Origin of the sequence: Paenibacillus popilliae ATCC 14706, from assembly GCF_000315235.1 — a bacterium.
In the GTDB taxonomy this organism is placed as follows: domain Bacteria; phylum Bacillota; class Bacilli; order Paenibacillales; family Paenibacillaceae; genus Paenibacillus_B; species Paenibacillus_B popilliae.
This window is the reverse complement of sequence record NZ_BALG01000133.1, coordinates 102,661-127,479: the sequence shown is the minus strand read 5'-3', so window position 1 is coordinate 127,479 and position 24,819 is coordinate 102,661. Positions and strand designations below refer to the sequence as shown.

The window sequence follows — 24,819 nt, the reverse complement described above, 5'->3', positions numbered from 1 at the left end:
GCCGTTCCCGGTATTGTTCGGCCCACCGCCGCCCCTCACGTGTATAGTCGATCCAGTTGTGACATGTGCCTGTATTGACGCTAGGCCCGCATAACATGGCCACGTCATTTGCGGTCGTCTCGTCCAGCTTCCAACGCCTCACCAGATGCGCGCATTGCATCGTCCCGTATTCTTGGCTCCCCGGCCTCCCGCATCGCTCACAGCACCCGCCAGAGCGTTCGTGTGCTGCTTGATATACTTCGGGGGATATTCTCCCCCGCTGTTTGGTTGTAGGCTTTAGGCGGCGCGTCTTCGGCTTTGGTACTGGGTTAAATGATAGTGTCATAGTCCTCCGCCTCTCGTCAGAACGGTAAATCATCACTTGATATATCTATTGGCTTTCCGTCATCAAATGGGTCTTTTGGTTGTGCTTCCGGCTGCTGTGGTCGTTCCTCATTGTTGTTACGGTTGAATTCCAGGAACCGGACATTATCCGCTACAACCTCCGTCACGTATACACGCCGTCCCTCGGTATTGTCAAAATGTCTGGTTTGTATCCGACCTTCCACGGCCGTTAGCCGACCTTTGCGCAGATAATTCGCGCTCGCCTCCGCCGCGGACCGCCAGACTACCACCGGTATAAAATCTGCCTCCCGATCGCCATTCTGGTTCGAGAACGGACGATCGACCGCCAATGTAAACTTAGTCGTTGCTATACCATTAGGGGTATATCTAAGCTCAGGATCTCGCGTCAGTCGCCCTATTAACACCACTCGATTTAACATGGTATCGACTCCTTAATACAAGTTTAGCTCGGCAAAATGTCGTGCTTGCTTAATTACTTTGGTGGCCCGGCAATACTCGCATTTTTCGCATCGAATCGGTTCAACTTGTCCTAATTTAACGGCCTTCACTCGTTCGATGTTGTTCCGTACAATCTGTAAGCTGGATTCAATCACATCATAGTCAAAATAGATGATTTCATGGTCTGGTGGATCCTGTTTGGTCACGATGACCATATGCGGGATCGGCCACTCCTTCCGCCCCGTGTGCCGTTTCTCAATTTCGGCATATACGGCCATTTGAATCGTGTAGCCATAGTGATCCAGGAAATTTTCATAGCATTGCGCATCCTTGTTCCACCACTTACCATCCATCTCTTTGAGCGCCTTCAAATCTGCGAAAATGCCAACTCCCGGCTCAATTTCCGGCTGATAGCTGTCCATCATGATTTTCCACGGAATACCGAACAGTTCAGCCGTCATGATCACCTCTTTTTCTCCGGCCAATGCCTTCATGACAAGTGGATCGTTTTGCAGTATCTCTATCATCTTGTTGCAGTGTTGGAAATTAGATTTAAGCTGCCCCGCTGTCGCCCCTCTACTGCTGTATAGTTCAGGATTATTGGCCTTAAAATCATCTAACGTACCTTCGTTCCACGCGTGGACGTAGTGACCTTCCATAAAAGCCGTGACAGATGGCCGTTCATACTCACCGTTGATTGCAGCCATTGCCTGAGCTTCACAGCCCCCGAATGAGGGCAGGAAGCTCTTAAACTGGCTTACAGACATATAGTGACGGTTGGCTTCGAGGCTGTAGTAATTACTCTTGGTTAGTTTCATTGTCTGACTCCTCTTTGACTTCCTCATACTCTGCATCAATTACAGTGGCTTGAGGGTTCAATGGGCTCTGTTGCGCCTGCTTAGGCTCTTTGTTAAATTCAAAGTCGCTTGAGTCTTCAAATGCCTGAGCCTGTTCAATAGTGTCGAAATCCAATTCGATATTTTTGCAAAGACGGCGCAAAACAGTTTTTTTGTACATTTCGCCTTTACTTTTAACCCAAGCTTGTCCATTTGGTTGCTTTGAATAGTTCTTCCGTGTCAGTTCGATTTCTGCCACACTCATCACTTCATATGCCAAGCCGTCATCTTCAAATAATGAAACTGCAAATGCCCCCTTAATCTCGCTATCATTAAATGGTAGAGGCTTGAACTGAACAGTCGGCTGCCCGTCTTTTATTTCTTCAATAAACTCATCGCCTTCGCGTACAAGTTTGGCGTAAATATCCTTCACCGGGCGGACGCTGTATTTTTTAGCAAGCTTCTTCTCGCCCTTATAGTCCGTTTGAAACTGTACAGAGCCGCCATAAGTGATGGCGTAACATTCTTTATTAAAAAAGTCCAAGCCGAGGAACGCGCCTTTCAGCAGCGTTCTTGCAACGCTCTGAGGATCGCATTTTCCAACGTCCTTTGTATCCTGAAGCACCGTCATACAATTTTGTAGAAAGCGCGTTTTGTTGAAGCTTTTCGGCATTGCTTCGCGCTTTGAATCAATCAACTTTTCCAGGTTGTTATGGATCGTTAGCAAATGACTCGTAGACATATCCATCCCTCCAGTGATATAATTCCGATAATCAATTTGTTAAAGATTTTGAATTAGTTGCGGGGTAGGAGCCGCAACTAATTTGCTTTATTGCGCTCTTTGTTAAGCTCCAAGTACCGCTGCCATTGCCTCTCACTGTCGAAGATAAACATTTCCTTGCCGCGATGGTTGGTAATCCGCCCTCCTACCTGCGACAATCTCCACTGGTCAAACCGATCTGTGCTGAACGATATTCTTATTGGTCTCATATACCCAATTCCCCCAATCCGTTGGTTTCCTGGCGACAACTGCACATTCCACAGCTTCACGAAAGCATTCTTCACAATGCGGCTGCTCGTCCTCATATACGAGATATTCAGCCGGCCGGCCGCATCCACATTCCGGCCTCACGAAAGCTCCTTCCCGGCCTCTTTGGTGCACTGCCGGCATACTAACTTGCCCTTGAATGTCATCATGTCATCTAATCCGCCGCAGAAAGTACATCCAGGCTGATACTTTTTAAGTACAATGCACTCCCCATCCACGTAAATTTCCAGCGCATCCTTTTCACCAATACCCAAGGTGCGGCGAAGCTCGATTGGAACAACGACACGACCCAGTTCATCGACTTTACGAACGATACCTGTTGATTCCATTGAAATCTCCTTCCGCCAGTGCTAAACTGGCTTTATATTCTTGGTTTTGCAGCTCCGCGCGGCTCCTATCCCGCAAGGAGCTGTTTTTCATTGCAATTTGCTCGCTAGACGTTGGTACTGCTTCTTATACAATTTGCGTGCACGCCAGGATTTCGTAAGAATGCACATTAGCAGCAGGCGCAAGCAAACACGTAACCGTTGGTTCTGCGTCATGACCGATCCTCGCTGAAGTACAGCTCGATGAACTCTATCGTCGATTGATATAAACGACCGTGCAGATTATCACCGTGACGATTCTCGACAGCTATTGTAAACTCGCCAAGGGTCCCTGTGAAACACCCGCGAGTGACTAGAATACCGCTCTTGCCACGATAGGCGGTTAAGGTCCCATCTTCCGAGCCAATCGGCCCTATCGTTAGCAAGTCGCGGCTGGACTCTATGTGTCCGTGGCGGATGTGGCACGGTACTCCAATATCCGCACCTTTTACTACGCTGCCCTCTATACGAGCGTAGTTACCGATCCTCGACTTGCAAATCTGGCTGCCCCCGCTGATACGGGCGTGTTGGCCTAGCTGGCTCTGCTCTATTTGGGCGCGACCTATTACAACGGCGCTGTCGTATACATTCGAACTACACACGGTGATGTTTCCGAGAATCTGGGCGTTATTAAATACATTTGAGTGCTTAATTTTTGCATTGCCGCCAACTTGCCCGCATTCGAACACTTTAGAGTTGCCATACAGCCAACAATCACCGTTATGACTGAGGTTGTGTTCGGATTCAATCCACCCGCCGACATCGCCAACCTTGACGTCATCAAAGTCCCTCACGGCGCGGATGCGATGCAGCGTGACAGTTCCAGAATGCTCTATCGTTTCCCCGGTAAATTCGTATTTGCGTTCTACCATCTCGTTAACCCCCTACAATTGATTAAGGCTCAATAATCGCGTCGCCATCTTGATCCATATAGATTTCAAAGTCATCTTTAAATGTACTCTTGACCCCTGATGGCTTAATAGTCGCGTTTCCGCCTTGGTCGATACTGATTGCAAAGCACTTCTCTACCCTTTCCACGTAGATTTCCACATCTTCATCTCCGAATAGTTCGTTCAATTTCGCGATGAGCTCAGCTTTTTTCATATCCTCTCTCACCTCCCCCTCTCTGTTAAGACAACCGCTTCGCAGTCAAAGGCGTATTTTCTTGTCAACTCGAACAAAGCATATGGGTCGGAAGCAGCCCTTTCCACACCTGGCCTGTTCGATAGTTCATTGAGCAGGTCAGTCGTTTTTACTTTGGAAAGATCCATCCTCTCATAATCTAAACCCTAGCTTCTCGGCCTCAATGGCCGCCCAGGTGATAAATTTGCACTTCCTTGGGTCGATATACTCCCGGTAGTAACGCTCGGCTAAGTGGTCGAGTAGCTCATCTGGTATTGGCATGTGGTGGTCCTCCTCATATATACCGCGAAAAACTCCGTGCCCGTAATCATAGGTCGTCGTCCCTTGCCCAATCGAGTAGCGTCTCAATGATTCTAATGTCAGCGTCACATTCGTAGGTTAGACCGCGCTCGAGGTTGTAGTACCCTGTAATGATCCTTGTTCCATATTTCGATTCAACCAAAAATTCAAAACAATAAAGATGATCCAATTTTTTAATGTTTGACTTTAGAATCTCGCCCTGGTATAGATTCCTTTCGAGTTCATAGGCATGCTCGGGTTTCATTGCATCCATTAATTCTTCAAGCGTCTGGTTCATGTGGCCCCTCACTCTCCGCAAGTAAATTTCCGTCTAGATCCCAATATTGGGTGACTACTCTAAAGGGATCTTTTTCTGTTCCTCTCCCTCTTAGCGCCTTTGTTTCAAGTACATGCACTACTCTTGCGCTAAATGTTCCTTTTAATCGTGACGGATTCATGCTGATTCATCTCCTTTCTAATGGTTGTAAACCTCGATTCTGGATGCTAGAGTAAAAATGGGTGATACTTTCGCCGAACCAGTTGGTTATCTACGAAAAAAAGGTTATCTGCGCATTGAATCGAATCATGCAGCTTTTAAAAAGTTAACAAAAGATAGTCCTGTTAGCCCTGACACCCCACTCGAAATAACATTTGAGGGAAAGATAGTTTTAGAGTCTGAACATAAACTATCAAAAGCTAAAAGAAACGAATGGATACGGTACATTATTACAACCACTATCGCGACAGCTGCCTTCATCAAGTCGTTTTTCTTCTGAATCATTTTATGAACGACATTACAAATGCAGCTACCATCAATCCCCATGTTATAGCCCAACACCAAAGTGGTACTCCCCCACTACTTTTCTTCACCTTTCTTCACCCCTTCCAATGCTGGTTTATCTCCTCATTCGTTTGAAGGCTCGTATCATTCGGGCCTTTTTCTTTAATGACCACAATAATCGCTGGCCCTTCCACGTTCATACCATAGACTCCCATGTCGATTTTGCATGTCTCTCCTGCTTTTACGCTGATCATTTGAGTTTTCATTTTCATTTTCATGTCCCTTTCTTAATTAGCTTTCTTCGGCAGCCAAGCATCCACATATCGCAGTGCGCCTTGTAAATCCTGTCGCCGCACATCTTTGTAACTTGGCACTCCCCAACGATCCTTAATTTCCCTGTGGAGTTGCCGGAACAGCCCAGTGCGCAGTTCCTTATCTGGTTCGATGCTACATACCTTCGTGTTGACTGCCTTCTGAAGCCGGCGCTGCTCTCCGCTGTTGAGCGTTATCTGCTCGTCTACCTTCTGTTCCACCGTCTCAATCCGATTTTCAAGTTTCGGGACTGCCTTCATCATCTCTGCCGTCTGCTGCAATGCGACTGCCATCGCCTCTTGTGGTGAGAGTACCGGCACGCCGTTTTGCAATTGCTGCCGCATGCCTTCAAATTCTGCGATATACCTCTCTTTAAATTCCATGGCCTTCTGCCCGGTATAGCCCATTGCCAAGAGCGTGAACCCTTTCTCGGTAATCAAATACTTTGGCATTTCCCGGCCTTGGCCGTTCACATATACCGACGCGCCAAAATTGGAGAGTCGAAATTCATCGCTACATCCAAGTTCCCGGATATCTCGCAGCACTTTATCATGTGCCTTCTCGAACACCTCCGCTACAGTCAGGCTGTCTGTTACTGCTCGTCCATTTGATACGAATACTAACTGGTTCATGCAGATTTCCCTTTCACGTTGTAATATAGTTCCATTTCCCTTTACAATAGAGTTGTCCAGACTACCATCGAAGGGAGGTGAGAACCATGCCTAACAAGAAGCAAACATCTAAATCTGTCGCTTCTACTGCATCCAAGATTCTACACGACAATAGATATAGCGCAGCTTCAAAGAAAGTCGCAGGTAGCGCTCTATCTCAGACTAAGAAAAAGTAACTACAAAGACTTTAACTGCACATCAGGTTCTAAGGAGACTATCATTGCTGCATTGATGTAAATTCTTGTCTTGCCGAATGAAAGTTCAATCATAGAATCCATTTCCTTCGGCAGGACGCCTTTTCTAACTTCGTTTATTTCAACATCCTCATATACATCGCCACTCACCAGTACGATGATTTTGGCTTTCAACTGTTCATATCCCCTTTCAAGGGCTTGTCCTGTAAATTATGTAGGTTCATGTTGTTTTGCATTTTCCTAAATTCCCTTTAAAATAGAGTTGTCGAGACTACTAATTGAAGGGAGGTGCGATAATTGAAACTACAACATGACTGCGTTAGAGATTTACTACTCACTATTGAAGAAGAATTACCTCTAGGAAAATACTTTAGTACTGGGAGTATCCATGAGAAAATGCAACAGTATTCTAAAGAAGATATTTTTTATACGGCACTTAAATTACTAGAAGCAGGCTATATTGATGCTACAGAAATTAAATCAATAGGTTTAAATGATTTAAAAATTAAAAGCTTAACTTACTTTGGTCACCTATTTTTAGATAACATCCGTGATGATAGAATTTGGGTAGAAACTAAATCCGCTGCTTCTAAACTTTCCGGGGTTTCATTAACCGTATTGGCTGAACTTGCAAGTAGCTATGTGAAAAGAAAACTAGGATTAGTTTAACGTCTCTAAGTAAGAGTTAATCCCTCTTATCAATTTTTCATATACCTCGAGCGACATATCGTCACCCTCATAACTAACTGTTAAATCCAGTCGAACTTGGCTCAATTTAAAATTATTTTGTTCAGGAGCGACTGGGTTTCTAATCTCATAACCAGTAAGGTATATCTTATCCATTTATTCCGTCTCCCTTCATTTCCTATTTGCTTATCCATCGTTCCTCTTGCTACAATGAAACTAAGTTTGTTTTTTACGCCTCATCGGTCTTCGCCAAAAGTTCCCGATGAGTCATTCCAAACAGATTTTCGAGTTTGCACAGGACTTCATATGACGGGCGTCTTGTGCCTTTTTCGATGTGTTGGTACATCCTTACTGTAACGCCTAGCGCATTAGCCGCTTCTTGCTGTGTCATGCCTTTTGTTTCTCGAATTTGTTTCAACTTATTCACCATCACCGCCACCTTTTATTTACGAACATTTCGTTCGCATAATTGGATTATATAGCGAACAACTTGTTCATGTCAATATTTTTTTTGAAAGGTTGTTTTTTACGTGCCTACTTTAGGAGAAAGAATCAAGCAATTGCGTGAACAAAATAATCTCACCCAAAAAAAATTAGCTGAAATCCTTGGATTTAAATCAGTTAGAGCAGCACAATACATTGAAGCAGACCAACGTGGTCTTGATCATTTGTCCATCATTATACTAGCCGACTACTTCGACGTATCCCTTGACTACCTTGTCGGGCGTTCCGACGATCCGCGCCGTCACTAGTTGACGACTGTTGCTTGTCCCCTACTCGACCTGTACAATGGAAGTAAATACATGCCAGAAAGGAATGACGTCGATGGAAAACGAACTTTTACATCAAATCTTGTCGGAACTTAGAGAACTCAAGGCTGGTCAACAGAAGCTCGAAGCCGAGCAGAAAAAAATGAATGAGCGACTTGATAGCATCGAAAAAGACACTGCACTAATCCCAATGATTAAACAAGCCACGCTGGAGACCAACGAAACGGTGAGACGTGTGGAATTATCGCAAGAACGCCAAGAAGGAATCATTGAAGTATTATCTGTCCGTTCCATTGAACAAGAAGCCGCAATAAAAAGAACTAATTAGCTAATCCCCTTACGCTCCGCCTCTTGCTTGAGTTCCTTCATTAGCTCATCAGGCAGGCGGATTGTCGTTTGTTCGCGTTCCATCTGCTTGCCGCTATTTTGGTTCATGCAGATTCTCCTTTCACTTCAGCAATAAGTTTTAGTGATACATCCATAAATCCGTTCTTGTAGTCTTCAATGAGGTCGTTAAGTTGCTGCTCCATTTGAGCGCTTATAAGTGTTAGGGCTTGAACGGTCGCTTCCTTCGTTTCGTTCAATGCTGATTCAAGCTCTTGCACTTTCTTTTCGAGCTCCGCAATCCGTTCTTCATTGTTCATGTTCATCCCCCTTCCTTATTTTGGTTGCACCCTTCAAGCCTTCCCTTTACAATAGAGTTGTCTAGGCACTATGGAGGGAGGTGAAACTATGACTCAGAATTTTGCCGAAATAGCTAAAGAAATTACGATAGCAGCAATTGAACACAGCCTATTTACAAAGAAGAAATCCACAACATTAAGTACTGAAGAGTTGAACAAAATCAACGCTGAAGAAATCTCCGAGTTTTATGCAAAGATTGCAAAGGGCGTTAATGACGTTTACAACGGTAAATTTACAGATTAGTTAGTTTCGCAAGTGCTTCTATCAGGCTTGGCAGTCGTTCGTGATCGTCTGCCGAGTCGCTTTTCATTACTTTTTCGATATAGTTACTTAAATTGATAATCAATTCGTTTACTTTTTTGTTCGCCTCTGCGTTCATTCTGGTTTATCTCCTTTCAGGGGCTTGTCCTATAAGGCGACTCTTACGAGTCGCTTAACTGCAAAAGCTCTAAATTAGTACGCTCTTCAGGTGGTTTGAAGGCCCCGCTCTCAATCGCTCGAAGTATTGCATTTAAACAGATTTTGTGCAGGTACTCTTCAACATCGGGCGGAAATAGTTGTCTTCCCATGCTCACCCCTCCCTGATTATATTTATGAGTTCTTTTACATGGGACGACCCTTTAAATTACCCTCCGCTTCATAATTTCGCTAAAAGCGGATTCATCACCAAAAAAAATATAGTCTCTCGGGGTATTGTATACTTCTTCGATGACCTCCATTTTGCTAAAAGAGACAACACCTGAATTTTTTTCCCACAACTGCAAAGTTTTTTTGCTAATCCCCAGTAGTAAAGCTGCTTCTGATTGAGAATAACCAAACTTTATCCTTAAAGATCTCAAAGTATCTTTCATCCAATCAGGAATGGTACTCATGATTGTATCACCTCCCTAAACACATTTTATTACGCCGAAAGCGGAATTACAAGTGCTTATTTCGTTTTTAGCGAAATTTTTTTCTCCTTTCATATTGTATGTTCCGTTTAGAGCGGTATAATAATAAGTAAATAAATAAATGAATGAATGAGGTGCGAATAGTGATGGATAGTAAAATTAAGGATATATTTGCCAAAAACATACTCAACCTTAGAAAACAAAAAAATTTGACACAAGGTGATTTAGCAGAAATTTTAGGGGTAGGAGTGTCCACTGTATCGGACTGGGAAAAAGCAAAAAAATATCCCCGAGCGGGAGTAATCGAAAAATTATCTTCTCACTTCAACATTCCTAAAAGTAGATTATTTGAAGAAGTCAATGGTCGTAGTTACTTGGGTTTTGCAGAAATGGCTATGGTTCCAGTTGTAAAAAAAATATCTTGTTGTAACGGTTATGTGACTTATGAGAACGTGGACAGACACGAAGCCACGCCACTGTCATGGGTATCATGCGGAGAATACTTTTATGTTCTTGCTGTTGGAGATAGCATGATTAACGCGCGTATATATGATGGAGATTTGCTGCTCTTACGCTCCCAAGAAGATGTCGAAGAAGGGGAAATTGCCGCAGTTCTTTTGAACAATGAAATTGTAATAAAACGTGTCTTTAAAAACGGAGGCATCTTGGTTCTACATTCTGAAAATCCCAGCTTTAGTCCTATCTATGGCAATGATGAAAAAAACACAATTAAAATTCTCGGGAAATTGAAAAAAGTAATATTTGATGTATAGAGGTGGAGCAAATGGTTGTCGGCATTTACATTAGGGTATCAACTGAGGAACAGGCCCAGCACGGGTATTCAATAGATGCTCAAAAAGAGAAGATGGTTGCTTATTGTCAATCTCAAGGTTGGTCTGAGTACAAATTATACATAGATGATGGATATACAGGAACCAACATGGATAGGCCAGCACTTAACAGATTGATTCGCCATGTAGAAAATCATAAGATAAACCTTGTGGTGGTGTATAAACTGGATCGACTAAGCAGAAAACAACGCGATGTATTGTATCTGCTTGAGGAAGTTTTTGAAAATAATAATACCGGATTTAAATCTGCCACTGAACCATTTGAAACTACAACACCTTTTGGAAAGGCTATGATTGGCATTTTGGCCGTATTTGCGCAATTAGAACGAGATATGATCGTTGAAAGAACTACCTCCGGGAGAAGACAGCGGCTAAATGGAGGCAAGTGGTGCGGAGGGAGAGTCCCTTTTGGATACTATTGGGATAAAGAAAGCGAAATGCTCATCATCATACCTGAAGAAGCTCGAATTATTAGGGAAATATTTAAGCAGTATCTTGATGGAAAGTCGCGGCTTGCTATTGCGGAATGGGCAACATCACGTTGTACAAATCGAGTAATTGATCATGCTGTTATTAGGGAAATACTTTCCAGATCAATATACATAGGGAAACTACAAAATTCTGGTACCCTAGTCGAAGGTGACCATGAGCCAATAATTGACATGAAAACATGGGAATTAGTTCAGAAGGAAGTTATAAGACGGAAAGAAGGCACTCTTCCAAAGGGAGAGTTTCTTCTTTCCGGATTACTTAAGTGCGGAGTCTGTGGCGAGAGTGTTGTTCATGTAAAAAGAGTAACTAAACGCTATAAAAAGGAATACATTTACAACCTTTATGCTTGTAGAAACCAGCATGTAAGGAAAAAAGACAGAAACAACAATTGCTCGTTAGGTTATCAAAGAAGAGAGACCGTAGAGCAGTTTGTTGTGAGCCAGCTTAGGACATTGGCTCTTTTCCCTGAGAAAATTAAAGAGGCTAGAGATGCTCTGAATTATATTGATAGCGATTCTTCCTTACTTGATACATTAGAGGATAAGCTAAATAAGATCTCATCAAATTTAGAAAATCTATATAATGCTATCCAGGAAGGGGAGATAAAGGCATCTGCAGTGAGTGGCAGGATTCGGACGCTTGAGGAGCAGAGAGAGGCAATCGAGAACAGTATTGAAGACATAAAAGAAACTACTCCGACTAAAAATAACTCAGAAGAAATCTATACTTTAATCAAAGATGTAGGAGTTGCTTGGGATTACCTTACTTACGAAGAACAAACAACAGTAATTCGGAAAGTGATCAAATCCGTCACACTACAAAAAGGCGGGGAGCCTCTTGTAGAACTAAATTTCCTATAATCCTTTCTTCATATATGTTGTGTTTAGCCAAGACGTTTCATAAGATGAAGATGCAGTACGACTTCGGGTTGAGTAAAATATACGAGCTCGTCATCAACTCCAACCCGTGCTATGCCTTCCTGCTCGAGGGCAACTCGCTCATTCAGAACAAGCTGATTGTGGCGCATGTGCTGGCGCATTGCGATTTCTTCAAGAACAATGCCCGCTTCTCCACCTCGAACCGCAATATGCTCGAGAGCATGTCGGCGACGGCCGAGCGCGTCATGCAGTATGAGCTGGAATACGGGACGCAAGCGGTAGAGAGCTTCATCGATGCCGTGCTCGCCATTCAGGAGCACATTGACCCGCAGAGCATACGGCCTCGGACGATCGACAAGCAGCGCGATATGGAGCTGAAAATGCGGGAGCAGCGCGAAGGGAAGCCGCCCAGGCCGCCGGGGGCATATGACGACCTGTGGATGCTGGAGGAAATGAAGGCGACCATGCGCTCCGACTCGCCCCGATCGGACATGGCCGACCGTCGCTTCCCGCCGGAGCCGGAGAAGGACATTGTCTGGTTCATCCAGGAATTTTCCCCGGTGCTGGAGGATTGGCAGCGCGATATCATGACGATGCTGCGCGATGAGATGCTCTATTTTTGGCCGCAGATGGAGACGAAAATTATGAACGAAGGCTGGGCCTCCTATTGGCATCAGCGCATCCTGCGGGAGCTGGATCTGACGGCGGAGGAGACATTCGAGTATGCGAAGCTGAACGCATCGGTCGTGCAGCCGTCGCGCCACAGCCTGAATCCATATTATTTGGGCTTGAAACTATTCGAGGACATCGAGAAGCGGTGGGATAACCCGACGGAGGAGGATCGCGATCGGTTCGGCCGCCAGCCGGGGCAGGGACGCGCCAAAATATTCGAGGTGCGCGAATTCGATTCCGACCAATCGTTCCTGCGCAATTACTTAACGAAACAACTGACAGAAGAGCTGGATCTGTACATTTTCGAGAAAAAGGGCCCGGAATGGAAAATTACTGATAAATCATGGGAGAACATCCGCAATCAGCTCGTCTACTCGCGCGTCAACGGTGGCTTCCCATACCTCGTCGTCGAGGACGGCGACTACCACCGCAACGGCGAGCTGTTCCTGAAGCATCGCTATGAGGGGCTCGAGCTTGATCTGAGATATCTCGAACGGACGCTGCCGTATGTCTACACCTTATGGGGCAAAGCTGTCCATCTCGAGACGAAGGTCGAGGAGAAACTGGTGCTGTTCACCTATGACGGGCAAAAGGCGTCGCGGAGGTTCAAGTGAGCATTTCCTGAATCAAGAAGCCGGCACTTCTCCGCCTGCGTCGATTCATTCCAAGGAATATGGGAACACGGTTCGTATGCTTCTATCTGATTACGAGGAGAAAAAAGAATGGCTTCGTTTAAACGGCACCATCCTGAACGAATAATGAAGACCAACTGAAGCTCTTGCTAAAGGTTGGTCTTTATTTTAAGGTCGCCTGTCAACTGCCGCTTAAAGTCTGTCATGGCCGTCCAATCGCTAATATTGGGGTAACACGCTCTTCAATGAGGTGTAGAACACTTCGTCCTCACCGATACGAACGGAAATCTCTTTCTTGATCGCATGCTCCATCTGTGCCGCTTTCGTCTTTAACCATAACAAAATAGAAGCCAACGATAAAAAAGCTGCAAATGTACAACTTAGCTTATCGTAACGAGTGGCCAGTCTGCGATAGTGTTTACGTTTGTTAAATAAACATTCAACCAGATGGCGCTCCTTGTAAAGCCACCAATCACATGTTCGTTGAATTTTTCGATGCTTCCGACTCGGAATGACAGCGGTGGCTTGCTGTTTCTCGATCAGTTCCAAAATGTTATTCATGTCATAACCTCGATCGGCAATCACTGTCTATCTATAATTGCAAGAATTTTAGTCGTTATTCCGCCTCTGGAGCGCCCGATGGCCTGGAATTGCTGCCCCCTTTTGCGCCCGCTCCATTTTGGTGGACGCGGACGATGGTCGCATCGATCATGACATTTTCCATATCAGGGGATACGGAAACATGCTTTAGAATTTCATCCCATATTCCCGCCCTCTTCCAGCGACGAAAACGAGTGTACACCGTTTTCCATGAGCCGTAGTGTTCGGGGAGGTCTCGCCATGGCGCTCCGCTCCTAGCGACCCTGAGCATGGCATTCAACATCATTCGGTTGTCCTTGGCAATACGTCCACCTTGAGGTTTTCGCTCTGGTGGTAGCAAATCTATTATTTGGTCCCATTGATCATCGCGTATTTCGTATCGTCTTCTCATAGGATAAGTTTACCATGCCTTTTGGTGAGTTTATAGTTTGAAGACACGCTTTAGTATGATATCTTAACTTTCGCAGCATGAAATTGGCAGTAAGGCAGTTAAGTCCGTACTAATTGTGTAAAATAGTTTCTTCCAATAAATGAAGAGAGCCACATTCAAGAAGCTTGATCCCATCGTACTCGCTTGGAGCAAGCGTCCGCTTTGGGGCAGTCATGTACTATTTGCGCGGGTAAATTGCTATGTACTTGAAGGTGCGTGAAGATGGTCGTGTGCGCTCTCGCGGGCTCTTCATTGCAACAGGAGTACATACCGACGGAACACGTAAAGTGCTCGGCCATATGCTTGGTGACTCGGAATCGGAAGAGACTTGGGGAGCGTTCTTCCAAGAACTGAAGCAGCGTGGATTACGAGGTGTGGATTACATTGTCACTGACCAGCATGGAGGGCTTATGCGGGCCATTCACCAGTACTTCCAAGGAGCGACATGGCATGAACCCGAATTTCGACGCTCACTTTTCAAAGCAAAGCTAAAACGGCCTTACATGGGTTGTCGATTTGGATTTGGAGAAGTTCTTTGACCGCGTGAATCACGATATGCTTATGGCCAAAGTAGCACGGAAAGTACAGGACAAGCGTGTTCTAAAACGAATCCGGGCCTACCTGAACGCCGGAGTGATAGAGACGACGGTAACATCTTCGTTGTAAACCGGGAGAAGAGTACGGTAAACGGGCCCATGGAACTGCAAATTCCTGAGGTGTGCTCGAATACGCCCTGGTCCGTAATTTACAATAACCTTTTAACGCTTTTTTTTTCTGATTTCGGGTATACTATACCTATACGCGTATGTGTGTGAGCAGAATGGAGGGAAAGGGATGAATCATTACTCTGATGACGTGAAAAAAAGGCTGAAGCGGATTGAAGGACAAGTGCGCGGAGTACTGCGCCTGATGGATGAGGGAAAATCGTGCAAGGAGGTCGTAAGCCAGTTATCGGCGGTACGGAACGCCGCCGACAAGGCGTTGGCCCAGATCGTGGCCGATAACTTGCAGCACTGCCTGCTGGAGGAGCAGGCTTCGGGCGGAGATACGGGGGAGAGCGTGAAGGAAGCGGTCGAGCTGCTTGTCAAGAGCAGATAACGAAAGGGAGGGCATCGCTGCAGCTCCCTTTCTTCTTGCGCTGGTCCGCTTTACGTGCACTGAACCTGCGGCACGTCCGGCCGGAGGCTATGGCCACGGCCAGATCCGCAAAATTCGCTTGTAATTAAAGCATATTTCCTATGGATGCAGCGATGATTCTACCACCTGGCTAATATGTTCGTACATTTCTAGATACAGATCCCGCAGCTCGTCATGCGTCTGCACCGCCTCCAGCACGATCTCGTCCAGCTGCCGCTGAATGGTCCAATAGGCGCTTGCGGGGTTGCCCTCGCGCAGCGGCTCCAGGATAAAGTTGAATTCCGGGAGCGCCCGGAACCATTGCTCCCTTCTTGCGGCAAGCTGATCCGATTCCTGATCAACCTGCGGCAGGTCATCAACATTCAGATATACTTCCTGCCGCTCCAACACCAGGCCGCCAGTGTGGACAGAGAGCTCACAATGAGCGGCCAGTTGCATTCCCGATGAATCCCCACCTTCTTCCTTATCGCATTTAAGCACGACTAGCCGGAAGCCGTCCGCTTCCCATGCTCCCAACGGCACCGTTACCTGCTCTGCCCCGGACACGGCCTGGAAGCCATAGACTTCCCGCACGCTGACCGACCGATCCGGGAGCACGGTCAACTGTAGTGGCTCTCCCGCTCCTCGGCCGGCCGGAATGCCGAATGACATCTCATTCCCCCTGGCCCAGATGAGAATAATCATAAAAAAAGTGCGAGTCTGCCCCATTAACACATGCCCATCACTACAAACGATGCGCATAGAAGAGTTGACTGACAAGTCTCATTCCTCTTTTCATTTCATAATATTTGAAAATTTAATTAATTAGAATGAATACGCATATTTCTCTATTATGGACCATTCTCCCTGTATTGTCACCCTTATTTTCCGCCGCTGGTTGAAGTACCCGCTGCTGCAAAAGATTGACGGGCAGAAGAAACAGGTACCTGGCAATACCCTTCGGTTTTTCCCTCCATCTTATGATAGAATATAAGAATCGAATGTAACTCGGACACAGAATAGGGGATTACGTATGTTAGCCATCATCTATGATCTGGAAATGACTGTAAAGCGAAAAAAAGGGGAATTCGCGGAAATTATCGAGATCGGCGCGGTAAAAGTAGCAGAGCAGGACGGCAAGGCGGCCATCGCCGACACGTTCCAAGCCTTTGTCAAGCCGACGCTCTCCCCCAAGCTGTCGCAGGATACGGTCAATTTCACGGGCATCCGCCAGGAAGACGTCAACGGTTCGCCCGTCCTGCAGGATGTGCTTGATCAATTCGTTGCCTGGATCGATACCGAGGATTACGCGCTCTGCTCCTGGGGACCGGACGACAAAGCCCAATTCCTGAAGGAATGCCGGATGAAGCGCATCCCGCTTCACTGGCTGCGCAACCATAACAATTTGCAGAAGCCGGTCTCCAAGATCATGAACCGGAGCAGCCACCAGCAGGTCGGACTGAAGACGGCGCTTGACACGCTGCAGGTTCCGTTCGTTGGCACACAGCACCGGGCGCTCGATGATGCATACAATACGGCGCTCATCTACATTCATATGATCGATCGTATTCAGCTTCAGCAGAATGAAGTTCATAAGCATCCGAGCTATGAGAGCGCAGTCGTCTATCGGGACGAGGCGGAAGACGATACGGATAACAATCCGTTCGCGGCGCTCGCCCGGCTGCAGCTGCCGAAGGAGTGAACCAGGGCGAAGCGCCTGGCATCGGACGGCCGAACGAACCGGATCGTTCCGCCCAAGCCTCGGCTAACTGCTCCTTGCACGCCGTTTATCGCTGATCTAGGCGAACGGGATGCCCAGCAGGAGATGACGAAGGTGCGGCTGTTCTTCGGGCACAAGCAAGAACCGTCCGCAATCTGCCGAACGGCTCCTCGACTCGGGACGTATGTCCCGCGCATATGATCAAGCTATCTTCAAGCGTTATTGAATTCGTCCGGATTCGGGCCAACGCGCTTACCCTGATTTAACTCGTTGATATCCGCCATTTCTACTTCCGTGAGCTCGAAGTCGAAAACATTGAAGTTTTCCCGGATGCGCGATGGCGTGACCGATTTCGGAATGACGATATTACCCTTCTGCAAATGCCAGCGGATCACCGTCTGCGCAGGCGTCTTCCCATGCCGGTCCGCAATCGCCCCGATCGTCTCGTTCGTCAAAATATCGCCGCCCTGCATCAACGGGCTCCAGGCCTCCAACAAAATCTCGTTGCGCGTGCAAAATTCCCGCAGCTCATTCTGAGCCAGGCGTGGATGGCATTCCACCTGGTTGACGGTGGGCTTCACGCTGCACTCCTGCAATATCTGCTCCAGATGCGGGATATGGAAATTCGATACGCCAATCGCCCGCACGCGGCCGTCGGCATACAATTTCTCCAACGCTTTGTATGTATCGACATACTTATCGTTCGCAGGCACCGGCCAATGAATCAGGTACAGGTCGATATAGTCAGTGCCCAGCTTTTGCAGACTGGCATCGAACGCCCGGAGCGTCTCGTCGTAGCCTTGATCGGAATTCCACACTTTGGTTGTTAGGAAAATATCTTCGCGCTTCACGCCGGAATCACGCATTCCCTCGCCTACGCCTGCTTCATTCTGGTAAATCGCTGCCGTATCAATGAGACGGTACCCAGTCTCCAGCGCCGTCTTGACCGATTCTGTGACTTGCCGCCCTTCTTCTACGCGCCATACCCCCAGGCCCAGCTGTGGCATGCGCACACCATTATTCAAGGTAACGATCACGTTAACAACCTCCTCATTAGTAAAAAAGTGATTCCATACAAATACTGCGCGATGATGCTTTCTCTATTTAGTATAGCCCCATTTCGCACCCCAAAACAAATGCTGCCGCCAATTCACCCAACGGCACCGCATTCCATTTATCGTCCTGACGGCCCAAGGGACAAGCCTCCTCCAGAGGAATAGCCGCATCCATTGGAAGCGGCCTGGACTTACGATTATGCCTCATCCTGCAGGCGTGGCGTCACGCCCGGATATTGATAATTTAGCGGCTCATCGAAGGTCGCATAATCGAAATTTACCATCAGCATCACGACGCGTTGCCCTGTATTCGGATCGCTGATGATTATATGATCGCGTCCCGCTGCCTCCAGGACGCCGCGGAACACCTTCGCGTTCCATTGGGAGTTGTTCTCGTAGGTCATGTAGAAGGTGCCGACTTTGCCCAGGTTCAGACGGAAAATGTTTTCGATGTAGGACTGCTCATACATTTGCGGCGGCATTGTGATAACGGTTCCGTTCGGCGTCATCGCACTGCCGCTTGATACCGGCGGCGGAACGGCAGCGCCCTGCACCTGCTGCGGTACCATATACCCGGACGTCGTCGGGGTGGCCATATACGGGGTCGGTGTCGGGGAGCCCATGTACGGGGCCATACATTTCGAACCGCCCCAAGATTGCGGCTGATACGCCGGTGGGTTGGAATATCCATACGTGGAATAGCTGTAACTCATCTTGCACTCTCTCCTTATCAGCCTTTACGGCTTTGTAATTTGTTGTATCACACACGAGGGTCACGCTTAACAACCACTGCAGGATGAAGACTTACCGATACACATCCGGACAATCGTCGCCAGACGGGGCAAAGAAGCAATGGGCCTTATACCGCCCGGAATTCGGCTGATTGTACCAGGTTGCCGGACATCCTCCCTCCGGACGGAAGAACCACAACGCGTAAGTAGCGGGCCATGTACGTTCCCCATTGATGACACGTCTGGCCATCTGGATATCGGAATCACGCGCCCTTTGATAGAAGTAGCTTTTCTGAACCGACTCATATCCTCCCGGACTTTGAAAGACCATATCCCTCATATTCCGCACATTTGCAAAATCAAGACAGTCCGCTAAAATGCGATTCACTCCGACATTGCCAACCATCAGCATGCCAAGTTCTCCTTCGCCTTCCGCTTCGGCCCGCAACAGCCGCGCCAACAGTCTTGCGTCTTCGGAGTTTGCTTTGATAACCGCCATCTTCGTCCGCTCCCCTCCTTTCTTTCGATATCCTCATCATATGTGCAGGTGCCTAATTGGTGACAACAGACAAGGACCTCAAAGCAAAAAAAGACCGGCTCTTGCAAGAGTCGGTCCGTTACACCTCTATGAATCCTTTGGTAAGGTACGAATCCTTTTCTACTTCGTTACACGGAAGCGTACAAGCGTTCTACACTTTGTTCCGCTGCGCACTTGGCGTTCTCCAGCAATTCCTCGGCACGGTCCGGAACAGCGTTCATGCCTTCAACAACGATGTTCTCATATTCCGTAATTCCGATAAATGCCATAACTGCTTTTAGATACGAATTCGTGAACTGGAACGCCTGAGCCGGTCCTTCGGAATAGAAGCCCCCGCGCGCTTCGATATGCACGACACGTTTGCCTTGAAGCAGGCCTTGAGGGCCTTCTGCCGTATATTTGAACGTCCGGCCTGCAATAATGACGTTATCAAGATAAGCCTTCAGCATCGCAGGGTAGCTGAGGTTCCACATTGGCGTAATGAATATGATCAGGTCGGCTGCAATGAATTGCTCCAGAATTTCGTTCATGCGGCTGAGCACTTCCGTTTGCTGCGAAGTCAGCGCTTCGCCATTCGCGGCTTTGCCCCAACTGTCCAGCACGCTGCCGTCAATGAGAGGAATCGTATCTTCATACAGGTTAACGTGTTCGATAGCAACGTCTCCCTTCGCCTGCAGCGCAGCCAAATAATGCTCGCCCAGACGGAGTCCATAGGACATTTCCGTCGGCTTCGGATTAGAATTAACAACCAATACTTTTCTCATCTTATCTTTCACCCCTGTGTCAATTTTACTATCAATATCGAGTCGTTGATGTTAACTCAATATTACAGCTTAATTAATAACATAAACTTACTTTATGTAAGTATAATAACGAATGTTACTTACGAATGTCAAGCTATATTTTTTATGATTAATTTGATAAAGGCGGCCCTATAGAGCCGCCGCGTCATTACAACAATGGGTTGCTGGATTGGACACTTCGCACATGATCCTCCGTGCTGGAAGACAGCGACGAAGTGATGCTTTGCACTTGACCGCTTGGATGGAAGTGGCCTGGAACTACGTTTTGCTGCGCGCCATGCGTTTGCGCCGTAATGCTCTGCACTTGACCGCTTGGATGGAAGTGGCCTGGAACTACGTCTTGCTGCGCGCTGTGCGTTTGCGCCGTAATGCTTTGCACTTGACCGCTTGGATGGAAGTGGCCTGGAACTACGTTTTGCTGCACGCCATGCGTTTGCGCCGTAATGCTCTGCACTTGACCGCTTGGATGAAACGATTGGCTTGCAAATGATGGGGCTCCATAGCTATGTAAGCCACCTGGTTGGTAAGTTCCATAGTTGGATTGAAGCCCGCTTACAATACCGCCGGCCATGCCGTAGCCGCTCGTTGGCGCATAGCTTCCTTGACCGCTGAAGCTGCTGTACGCTCCTTGATTTGCTGTGCTGCCCGACGGGCCAGAACTGTTCCCGCTGTATGTGCTTGCCACGATGCCCTCGGGCTGACCGACGGTCATGCCATAGCCGCTCGTTGGCGCATAGCTTCCTTGACCGCTGAAGCTGCTGTACGCTCCTTGATTCGCTGTGCTGCCCGACGGGCCAGAACTGTTCCCGCTGTACGTGCTTGCCACGATGCCCCCGGGCTGACCGCTGGCCATGCCGTAGCCGCTCGTTGGCGCATGGCTTCCTTGACCGCTGAAGCTGTTGTACGCTCCTTGATTCGCTGTGCTGCCCGACGGGCCAGAACTGTTCCCGCTGTACGTGCTTGCCACGATGCCCCCGGGCTGACCGGTTCCGGATAACGGCGCCTGACTTTGAGGTCGTAATGGTTGAAAAGTCATGCCTTAGCCTCCTTATAGGATATGAAATGGGCCGAACCTGCGCTCAGCACTCGCCATTATTATGGATAGACAGGCAGGAGGTTTATGCATTTCCCTTTGTGAACTACTCACCACATAAATTCTTACGAATTTTGAAGTGGGAGCTTCTGGGTAGTAGGAGCTTTTGTTATCCTCCTAAATTTACCAAGCTATAACCGTAGTTCCTACGGCTAAAAATAATACCAATTACATGGCTAGTTTTAGCAAATTTCCACTTGCATTTACATCCCTATCGTGATGGCTATTGCACTCTGGACAAGTCCATTCACGTAGATTTAGGTTTTTTACATCGGGATTCTTGTGACCACATTCAGAACACAACTGACTACTTGCGTAGTTTTTTGGTGCGATTATCAAATCACGACCTTTCATTGGACAATATTGCAAAGTCTTTTATACCAACATTAATACCTACTGCTGTATCAAGTTTAGGGAATAATTGTTCATTCTCTTCGACCAATACAGAAGCAAAATATTTGTTAGATGGTGTTTTAGAAATAGTTACAGACTTGATTAGACCATCAAATTGTCTATGTTGTTTGATTTTCACAAGAGTTCAAGGCTGTCTACTTCCTTTAGGAACAGAAATTCAGCCTTGTATTGAGCTGGGGTAGGATATTTGATAGATTTATCAATTTTTTCTTGAGATTCCTTATAAGAATCAATTCTATCAGCAAGCATCTTATTGTACACAAAGCGTACACAACCAAATGTTTTGCGAAGAATAACTATTGCTGTCGACATGTAAAGGAGCTTATCAATGTTCGAATGGAAAAATATCTTTCGCGGAATTCTCATTGGCGCCAGCGATCTCATTCCTGGCGTAAGCGGCGGAACCATCGCTATTATCCTGGGGATGTACGAACGGATGATCGCCGCCATCAGCGGGTTCTTCAGCCAGGAATGGAAAAATCACTTAGGCTTTCTCATTCCGCTGGGAATTGGGATCGGCACCTCGCTGCTACTGCTCAGCCGCTTGATGAAGTGGCTGCTGGCAGAGCATCCCCAGCCAACATTCTTTTTCTTTTTGGGTTTAATAGTCGGCATTCTTCCTATTCTGTGGAAAGAAGCGGACGCCTCCCGATCCTTTAAGGCCGTTCATTACATATTGGCCATTGTCGCAGGGGCAGCCATAGCGGCGACCGCTTACGTCCGTCCCGAGGGACAGGCTCCGATAATTGAATTGACCGCCTCTTCCGGCGTGTTCTTATTTCTGGCGGGGTGGCTCGGAAGCATGGCCATGATCCTGCCGGGAATTAGCGGCTCCTTCGTGCTGCTGCTGCTCGGTGCCTATCCGACGGCGATCCACGCGCTCTCCACCCTCGATTTTCCGTTGATCGCCATCATCGGCAGCGGCGTAATCGTCGGCTTTATCGTCAGCAGCAAGTTCATCCGCATACTGCTCACACGCTTTCCGATCGTGATGCATGCGCTAGTCATCGGGATGGTCGTCGGCTCGCTCGTCGTCGTATACCCCGGATTGAACGGGTCTACGATGACGCTCATCATCAGCATCGTTACGCTGGCAGCCGGATTTACCGCAGCGTTCTTCCTCGGGCAACGCCCGAAGCATAATAATAAGTGAAGGCACCGGCCGCCACAGCCAGTGTCTTCTACCGCAGATATAAAGTCCATCATAGATGCTGTGAGATTATTGTTCATCCCTTCCATTGGCGCATGTCCGATCGGGTATGCCCCCCTCGGGCATGGATGTGTCGGCGGCGTTATCCGGACGAATCTCCACCCATACGTCCCATCGGGTGTGTCCGCGGCCGTTGCCGTACGGGACACACAGGCTTTCGCGCACATAATGATCATCGGTAAAAAACCTGCAAGCCCTTCGCTCGCAGGTTTCCCGTTATTCCCTTATTCACTTCCGACTGCTTAGCGGTTCAGCAGGCTCCCCACATAACGCAGCAGTTCGTTCGCGCAAACCGGGCAATAGCCGTGCTCATTCATCAACCGGGCAGACACCTCATTGATGCGCTTCAATTGGTTCTCATCCGGCGTCTTCGTCGAGGTCGTAATTTTCACGATATCCTTCAAATCGGAGAACAACTTCTTCTCCACCGCTTCCCGCAGCCGTTCATAGCTGTTGTAATCGAACTTGCGTCCTTTGCGAGAATACGAGGACAAGCGGATCAGAATCTCCTCGCGAAACGCCTTCTTCGCATTTTCCGAGACGCCGATTTGCTCCTCGATCGAGCGCATTAACCGCTCATCCGGATCCATCTCTTCGTCCGTCAGCGGATCATGGATTTTTTTCCAATTGCAGAAGGCCTCGATATTATCAAGATAATTCTCGAACAGCGTCTTCGCCGACTCTTCGAAGGAATAGACAAACGCTTTCTGCACTTCCTTCTTCGCCAGATTGTCGTATTCCTTCCGCGCCACCGAGATGTAATTGAGGTACCGCTCCCGCTCCTCCTTCGTAATCGAAGCATGCTGATCCAGACCGTCCTTCAACGCACGCAGCACATCCAACGCATTTATGCACTGAAGATCTTGTTTGATCAAGGCGCTCGATATCCGGTTTATGACGTAACGCGGGTCAACCCCCGACATCCCTTCCTCGGAAAATTCGCTCTGCATTTCCTTCAGATCATTTTCTTTATAGCCCTCAACCTCTTCACCATCGTACATTCGCATCTTTTTGACTAGATCCATGCCCTGCTTCTTCGACTCCTTGAGCCGGGTGAGAATGGAGAAAATAGCAGCGGCCCGCAGCGCATGCGGCGCGATATGAACATGCTTCATGTCGCTCTGGTTAATCAGCTTCGCATATATTTTTACTTCCTCGGACACTTTGAGATTGTACGGTATCGGCATCACGATCATCCTGGATTGAAGCGCTTCATTTTTTTTGTTGGCAATGAAGGCCTTGTATTCGGATTCGTTCGTGTGGGCAACGATCAGCTCATCCGCGCTGATTAACGCGAATCGTCCCGCCTTGAAATTACCCTCTTGGGTAAGCGACAATAGATTCCAGAGGAATTTCTCATCGCATTTGAGCATCTCCTGAAACTCCATCAAGCCGCGGTTCGCCTTGTTCAACTCCCCGTCGAAGCGATATGCCCGTGGGTCGGACTCCGACCCGTACTCGGTAATTGTCGAGAAGTCGATGCTTCCGGTCAGATCCGCGATATCCTGGGACTTCGGATCGGACGGACTGAAGGACCCGATGCCGATGCGATTTTCCTCCGAGATCAGCACGCGTTCGACCGGAACTCGTTCGATGTCATTCCCGTATTCGGTGCGGAGCCGCATCTGGCACGCAGGACACAGATTGCCCTCAATGCGGACGCTCAGCTCGCGCTCCACTTCGGATCTCAGCTCATGCGGTATCAGGTGCAGAGGTTCCTCGTGCATCGGACAGCCCTTGATCACAAAGACGGCTCCCTTCTCCGTGCGCGAAAAGTGCTCCAGGCCCCGCTTCAGCATCGTAACCAACGTAGATTTACCGCCGCTCACCGGCCCCATCAGCAGCAGGATGCGCTTGCGCACATCAAGACGCTTGGCTGCCGAATGGAAATATTCCTCGACCAGCTTGTGCACGGCACAGTCGAGACCGAAGATTTCCTTCTCGAAGAAGGCATATCGCTTATGCCCGCCAACCTCCTCCACGCCGTGCGACGCAATCATCTCATACAAGCGTGCATGAGCCGTCATCGCAGGTGTCGGGTCTCGACGCAGCAATTCCACATATTCTTTAAAGGTACCGGTCCAGGCCAATCGTTCGCTCTCGGCGCGGTGCTCCGAAATCCGCTTGAAAATATCCATACT

The 24,819-nt window shown here is 47.8% G+C and carries 38 protein-coding genes and 4 pseudogenes; 13 read left to right on the top strand and 29 right to left on the bottom strand.

Annotation, left to right across the window (positions count from 1 at the left end; translation table 11 throughout):
• The 10 genes from PPOP_RS24205 to PPOP_RS22730 form a co-directional block, all read right to left on the bottom strand.
• Positions 1-325: hypothetical protein (locus PPOP_RS24205; protein ID WP_234399779.1), on the bottom strand; the 325-nt coding region annotated here is incomplete at its 3' end.
• A gap of 16 nt (positions 326-341) precedes the next feature.
• Positions 342-764, bottom strand: a complete 423-nt coding sequence (gene ssb, locus PPOP_RS10415) for a single-stranded DNA-binding protein (protein WP_006286277.1) — start codon at positions 762-764, stop codon at positions 342-344.
• Between the two features lie 12 nt (positions 765-776).
• Positions 777-1,601, bottom strand: a complete 825-nt coding sequence (locus PPOP_RS10410) for a PD-(D/E)XK nuclease-like domain-containing protein (RefSeq protein ID WP_006286276.1) — start codon at positions 1,599-1,601, stop codon at positions 777-779.
• Positions 1,582-2,361 carry a RecT family recombinase gene (locus PPOP_RS10405; protein WP_006286275.1) on the bottom strand — a complete coding sequence of 260 codons (780 nt, stop codon included), beginning with the start codon at positions 2,359-2,361 and terminating at the stop codon, positions 1,582-1,584. Before PPOP_RS10405 ends, PPOP_RS10410 begins: the two co-directional genes overlap by 20 nt.
• Positions 2,362-2,438: 77 nt before the next feature.
• Entirely contained in the window at positions 2,439-2,738 is a 300-nt protein-coding gene (locus tag PPOP_RS22735; protein WP_052516606.1) for a hypothetical protein, read from the bottom strand.
• Positions 2,739-2,747: 9 nt separating this feature from the next.
• Positions 2,748-2,996, bottom strand: coding sequence for an AbrB/MazE/SpoVT family DNA-binding domain-containing protein (locus PPOP_RS10395; RefSeq protein WP_006286274.1), 249 nt, complete (start codon positions 2,994-2,996; stop codon positions 2,748-2,750).
• 209 nt (positions 2,997-3,205) lie between these two features.
• On the bottom strand, positions 3,206-3,904 hold the full coding sequence (locus PPOP_RS19430) for a hypothetical protein (RefSeq protein ID WP_006286273.1): 699 nt from the start codon (positions 3,902-3,904) through the stop codon (positions 3,206-3,208).
• A 22-nt stretch (positions 3,905-3,926) separates the two neighbouring features.
• A complete protein-coding gene (locus PPOP_RS10385) occupies positions 3,927-4,136 on the bottom strand; it encodes a hypothetical protein (protein WP_042228339.1) in 210 nt (69 codons plus the stop codon).
• Positions 4,137-4,307: 171 nt separating this feature from the next.
• Positions 4,308-4,436 carry a hypothetical protein gene (locus tag PPOP_RS25125; RefSeq protein WP_006286271.1) on the bottom strand — a complete coding sequence of 43 codons (129 nt, stop codon included), beginning with the start codon at positions 4,434-4,436 and terminating at the stop codon, positions 4,308-4,310.
• A 46-nt stretch (positions 4,437-4,482) separates the two neighbouring features.
• Positions 4,483-4,752: a hypothetical protein gene (locus PPOP_RS22730; protein WP_006286270.1), complete on the bottom strand. Its 270-nt coding sequence runs from the start codon at positions 4,750-4,752 to the stop codon at positions 4,483-4,485.
• A gap of 217 nt (positions 4,753-4,969) precedes the next feature.
• Here PPOP_RS22730 and PPOP_RS10370 point away from each other — a divergent pair, with 217 nt between their 5' ends.
• Positions 4,970-5,230, top strand: coding sequence for a hypothetical protein (locus tag PPOP_RS10370; protein ID WP_006286268.1), 261 nt, complete (start codon positions 4,970-4,972; stop codon positions 5,228-5,230).
• Positions 5,231-5,330: 100 nt separating this feature from the next.
• Here the strand turns inward: PPOP_RS10370 and PPOP_RS22725 are convergent, their stop codons facing one another.
• The 3 genes from PPOP_RS22725 to PPOP_RS10360 form a co-directional block, all read right to left on the bottom strand.
• Positions 5,331-5,507, bottom strand: coding sequence for a hypothetical protein (locus PPOP_RS22725; protein WP_159101834.1), 177 nt, complete (start codon positions 5,505-5,507; stop codon positions 5,331-5,333).
• A gap of 15 nt (positions 5,508-5,522) precedes the next feature.
• On the bottom strand, positions 5,523-6,179 hold the full coding sequence (locus PPOP_RS10365; protein WP_006286266.1) for a Rha family transcriptional regulator: 657 nt from the start codon (positions 6,177-6,179) through the stop codon (positions 5,523-5,525).
• A 215-nt stretch (positions 6,180-6,394) separates the two neighbouring features.
• Positions 6,395-6,586 (bottom strand): hypothetical protein, encoded by a 192-nt coding sequence (locus PPOP_RS10360; RefSeq protein ID WP_006286264.1) that lies wholly within the window; start codon positions 6,584-6,586, stop codon positions 6,395-6,397.
• Positions 6,587-6,709: 123 nt separating this feature from the next.
• Here PPOP_RS10360 and PPOP_RS10355 point away from each other — a divergent pair, with 123 nt between their 5' ends.
• A complete protein-coding gene (locus PPOP_RS10355; RefSeq protein WP_006286263.1) occupies positions 6,710-7,081 on the top strand; it encodes a DUF2513 domain-containing protein in 372 nt (123 codons plus the stop codon).
• 247 nt (positions 7,082-7,328) lie between these two features.
• On the opposite strand, the gene PPOP_RS10345 is transcribed toward PPOP_RS10355, so the two are convergent.
• Positions 7,329-7,529, bottom strand: coding sequence for a helix-turn-helix domain-containing protein (locus PPOP_RS10345; protein WP_006286261.1), 201 nt, complete (start codon positions 7,527-7,529; stop codon positions 7,329-7,331).
• Between the two features lie 100 nt (positions 7,530-7,629).
• Here PPOP_RS10345 and PPOP_RS10340 point away from each other — a divergent pair, with 100 nt between their 5' ends.
• Together PPOP_RS10340 and PPOP_RS10335 are read left to right on the top strand one after the other, a co-directional pair.
• The gene (locus tag PPOP_RS10340; RefSeq protein ID WP_006286260.1) at positions 7,630-7,851 is read left to right on the top strand and encodes a helix-turn-helix domain-containing protein; all 222 of its coding nucleotides are present in this window, start codon (positions 7,630-7,632) and stop codon (positions 7,849-7,851) included.
• A 73-nt stretch (positions 7,852-7,924) separates the two neighbouring features.
• On the top strand, positions 7,925-8,197 hold the full coding sequence (locus PPOP_RS10335) for a hypothetical protein (RefSeq protein WP_006286259.1): 273 nt from the start codon (positions 7,925-7,927) through the stop codon (positions 8,195-8,197).
• On the opposite strand, the gene PPOP_RS21925 is transcribed toward PPOP_RS10335, so the two are convergent.
• On the bottom strand, positions 8,194-8,304 hold the full coding sequence (locus PPOP_RS21925) for a ribbon-helix-helix protein, CopG family (RefSeq protein WP_148277903.1): 111 nt from the start codon (positions 8,302-8,304) through the stop codon (positions 8,194-8,196). The two genes, PPOP_RS10335 and PPOP_RS21925, sit on opposite strands and share 4 nt — an antisense overlap.
• Positions 8,301-8,513: a hypothetical protein gene (locus PPOP_RS10330; protein ID WP_006286258.1), complete on the bottom strand. Its 213-nt coding sequence runs from the start codon at positions 8,511-8,513 to the stop codon at positions 8,301-8,303. The genes PPOP_RS21925 and PPOP_RS10330 overlap by 4 nt, the downstream gene beginning before the upstream one ends.
• Positions 8,514-8,601: 88 nt before the next feature.
• On the opposite strand from PPOP_RS10330, the gene PPOP_RS10325 reads away from it, so the two are divergent.
• The gene (locus tag PPOP_RS10325) at positions 8,602-8,796 is read left to right on the top strand and encodes a hypothetical protein (RefSeq protein ID WP_006286257.1); all 195 of its coding nucleotides are present in this window, start codon (positions 8,602-8,604) and stop codon (positions 8,794-8,796) included.
• On the opposite strand, the gene PPOP_RS22720 is transcribed toward PPOP_RS10325, so the two are convergent.
• The 3 genes from PPOP_RS22720 to PPOP_RS10320 are packed head-to-tail and all read right to left on the bottom strand — an operon-like array spanning position 8,786 to position 9,425.
• Complete coding sequence (locus tag PPOP_RS22720) at positions 8,786-8,932, bottom strand: hypothetical protein (protein WP_006286256.1); 147 nt, start codon at positions 8,930-8,932, stop codon at positions 8,786-8,788. The two genes, PPOP_RS10325 and PPOP_RS22720, sit on opposite strands and share 11 nt — an antisense overlap.
• Before the next feature lie 43 nt (positions 8,933-8,975).
• Positions 8,976-9,122, bottom strand: a complete 147-nt coding sequence (locus PPOP_RS23365; RefSeq protein WP_006286255.1) for a hypothetical protein — start codon at positions 9,120-9,122, stop codon at positions 8,976-8,978.
• A gap of 51 nt (positions 9,123-9,173) precedes the next feature.
• On the bottom strand, positions 9,174-9,425 hold the full coding sequence (locus tag PPOP_RS10320; RefSeq protein WP_006286254.1) for a helix-turn-helix transcriptional regulator: 252 nt from the start codon (positions 9,423-9,425) through the stop codon (positions 9,174-9,176).
• A 164-nt stretch (positions 9,426-9,589) separates the two neighbouring features.
• Here PPOP_RS10320 and PPOP_RS10315 point away from each other — a divergent pair, with 164 nt between their 5' ends.
• The 3 genes and pseudogenes from PPOP_RS10315 to PPOP_RS10305 all read left to right on the top strand — a co-directional run.
• Positions 9,590-10,216, top strand: coding sequence for a LexA family protein (locus tag PPOP_RS10315; RefSeq protein ID WP_042228331.1), 627 nt, complete (start codon positions 9,590-9,592; stop codon positions 10,214-10,216).
• 11 nt (positions 10,217-10,227) lie between these two features.
• Positions 10,228-11,646 carry a recombinase family protein gene (locus PPOP_RS10310; protein WP_006286252.1) on the top strand — a complete coding sequence of 473 codons (1,419 nt, stop codon included), beginning with the start codon at positions 10,228-10,230 and terminating at the stop codon, positions 11,644-11,646.
• A 29-nt stretch (positions 11,647-11,675) separates the two neighbouring features.
• A pseudogene (locus tag PPOP_RS10305) lies at positions 11,676-12,950 on the top strand (SpoVR family protein); the annotation flags it as partial.
• Positions 12,951-13,313: 363 nt separating this feature from the next.
• Here the strand turns inward: PPOP_RS10305 and PPOP_RS20535 are convergent.
• A pseudogene (locus tag PPOP_RS20535) lies at positions 13,314-13,959 on the bottom strand (IS5 family transposase); the annotation flags it as partial.
• A 157-nt stretch (positions 13,960-14,116) separates the two neighbouring features.
• Between PPOP_RS20535 and PPOP_RS10290 the strand changes: the two are divergent.
• The 3 genes and pseudogenes from PPOP_RS10290 to PPOP_RS10285 all read left to right on the top strand — a co-directional run.
• Positions 14,117-14,492: pseudogene (locus PPOP_RS10290) on the top strand (transposase); the annotation flags it as partial.
• Positions 14,491-14,637, top strand: a pseudogene (locus PPOP_RS24200) (group II intron reverse transcriptase/maturase); the annotation flags it as partial. The pseudogenes PPOP_RS10290 and PPOP_RS24200, both read left to right, overlap by 2 nt.
• Positions 14,638-14,832: 195 nt before the next feature.
• A complete protein-coding gene (locus PPOP_RS10285) occupies positions 14,833-15,096 on the top strand; it encodes a metal-sensitive transcriptional regulator (protein ID WP_006286248.1) in 264 nt (87 codons plus the stop codon).
• Positions 15,097-15,234: 138 nt separating this feature from the next.
• Here PPOP_RS10285 and PPOP_RS10280 read toward each other — a convergent pair whose 3' ends face one another.
• The gene (locus PPOP_RS10280; protein WP_006286247.1) at positions 15,235-15,786 is read right to left on the bottom strand and encodes a hypothetical protein; all 552 of its coding nucleotides are present in this window, start codon (positions 15,784-15,786) and stop codon (positions 15,235-15,237) included.
• Between the two features lie 361 nt (positions 15,787-16,147).
• On the opposite strand from PPOP_RS10280, the gene PPOP_RS10275 reads away from it, so the two are divergent.
• A complete protein-coding gene (locus tag PPOP_RS10275) occupies positions 16,148-16,816 on the top strand; it encodes a 3'-5' exonuclease (RefSeq protein WP_006286246.1) in 669 nt (222 codons plus the stop codon).
• A 230-nt stretch (positions 16,817-17,046) separates the two neighbouring features.
• Here the strand turns inward: PPOP_RS10275 and PPOP_RS10270 are convergent, their stop codons facing one another.
• From PPOP_RS10270 to PPOP_RS25905, 7 genes are all read right to left on the bottom strand, one after another.
• Complete coding sequence (locus PPOP_RS10270) at positions 17,047-17,871, bottom strand: aldo/keto reductase (RefSeq protein ID WP_006286245.1); 825 nt, start codon at positions 17,869-17,871, stop codon at positions 17,047-17,049.
• Positions 17,872-18,086: 215 nt separating this feature from the next.
• Positions 18,087-18,602 carry a spore coat protein GerQ gene (gene gerQ / locus PPOP_RS10265; RefSeq protein ID WP_006286244.1) on the bottom strand — a complete coding sequence of 172 codons (516 nt, stop codon included), beginning with the start codon at positions 18,600-18,602 and terminating at the stop codon, positions 18,087-18,089.
• Between the two features lie 91 nt (positions 18,603-18,693).
• A complete protein-coding gene (locus PPOP_RS10260) occupies positions 18,694-19,119 on the bottom strand; it encodes a cell wall hydrolase (RefSeq protein WP_006286243.1) in 426 nt (141 codons plus the stop codon).
• A 167-nt stretch (positions 19,120-19,286) separates the two neighbouring features.
• The gene (locus PPOP_RS10255) at positions 19,287-19,922 is read right to left on the bottom strand and encodes an FMN-dependent NADH-azoreductase (protein WP_042228321.1); all 636 of its coding nucleotides are present in this window, start codon (positions 19,920-19,922) and stop codon (positions 19,287-19,289) included.
• 187 nt (positions 19,923-20,109) lie between these two features.
• Entirely contained in the window at positions 20,110-20,997 is an 888-nt protein-coding gene (locus PPOP_RS10250) for a hypothetical protein (RefSeq protein WP_042228318.1), read from the bottom strand.
• 225 nt (positions 20,998-21,222) lie between these two features.
• Complete coding sequence (locus PPOP_RS25910; protein WP_006286240.1) at positions 21,223-21,408, bottom strand: zinc ribbon domain-containing protein; 186 nt, start codon at positions 21,406-21,408, stop codon at positions 21,223-21,225.
• A gap of 174 nt (positions 21,409-21,582) precedes the next feature.
• Positions 21,583-21,780 carry a helix-turn-helix domain-containing protein gene (locus tag PPOP_RS25905; protein ID WP_006286238.1) on the bottom strand — a complete coding sequence of 66 codons (198 nt, stop codon included), beginning with the start codon at positions 21,778-21,780 and terminating at the stop codon, positions 21,583-21,585.
• A 16-nt stretch (positions 21,781-21,796) separates the two neighbouring features.
• On the opposite strand from PPOP_RS25905, the gene PPOP_RS10245 reads away from it, so the two are divergent.
• Positions 21,797-22,621, top strand: a complete 825-nt coding sequence (locus PPOP_RS10245; RefSeq protein WP_006286237.1) for a DUF368 domain-containing protein — start codon at positions 21,797-21,799, stop codon at positions 22,619-22,621.
• A 299-nt stretch (positions 22,622-22,920) separates the two neighbouring features.
• Here PPOP_RS10245 and PPOP_RS10240 read toward each other — a convergent pair whose 3' ends face one another.
• The gene (locus PPOP_RS10240; RefSeq protein ID WP_006286236.1) at positions 22,921-24,816 is read right to left on the bottom strand and encodes a PrkA family serine protein kinase; all 1,896 of its coding nucleotides are present in this window, start codon (positions 24,814-24,816) and stop codon (positions 22,921-22,923) included.
• Positions 24,817-24,819 lie beyond the last annotated feature (3 nt).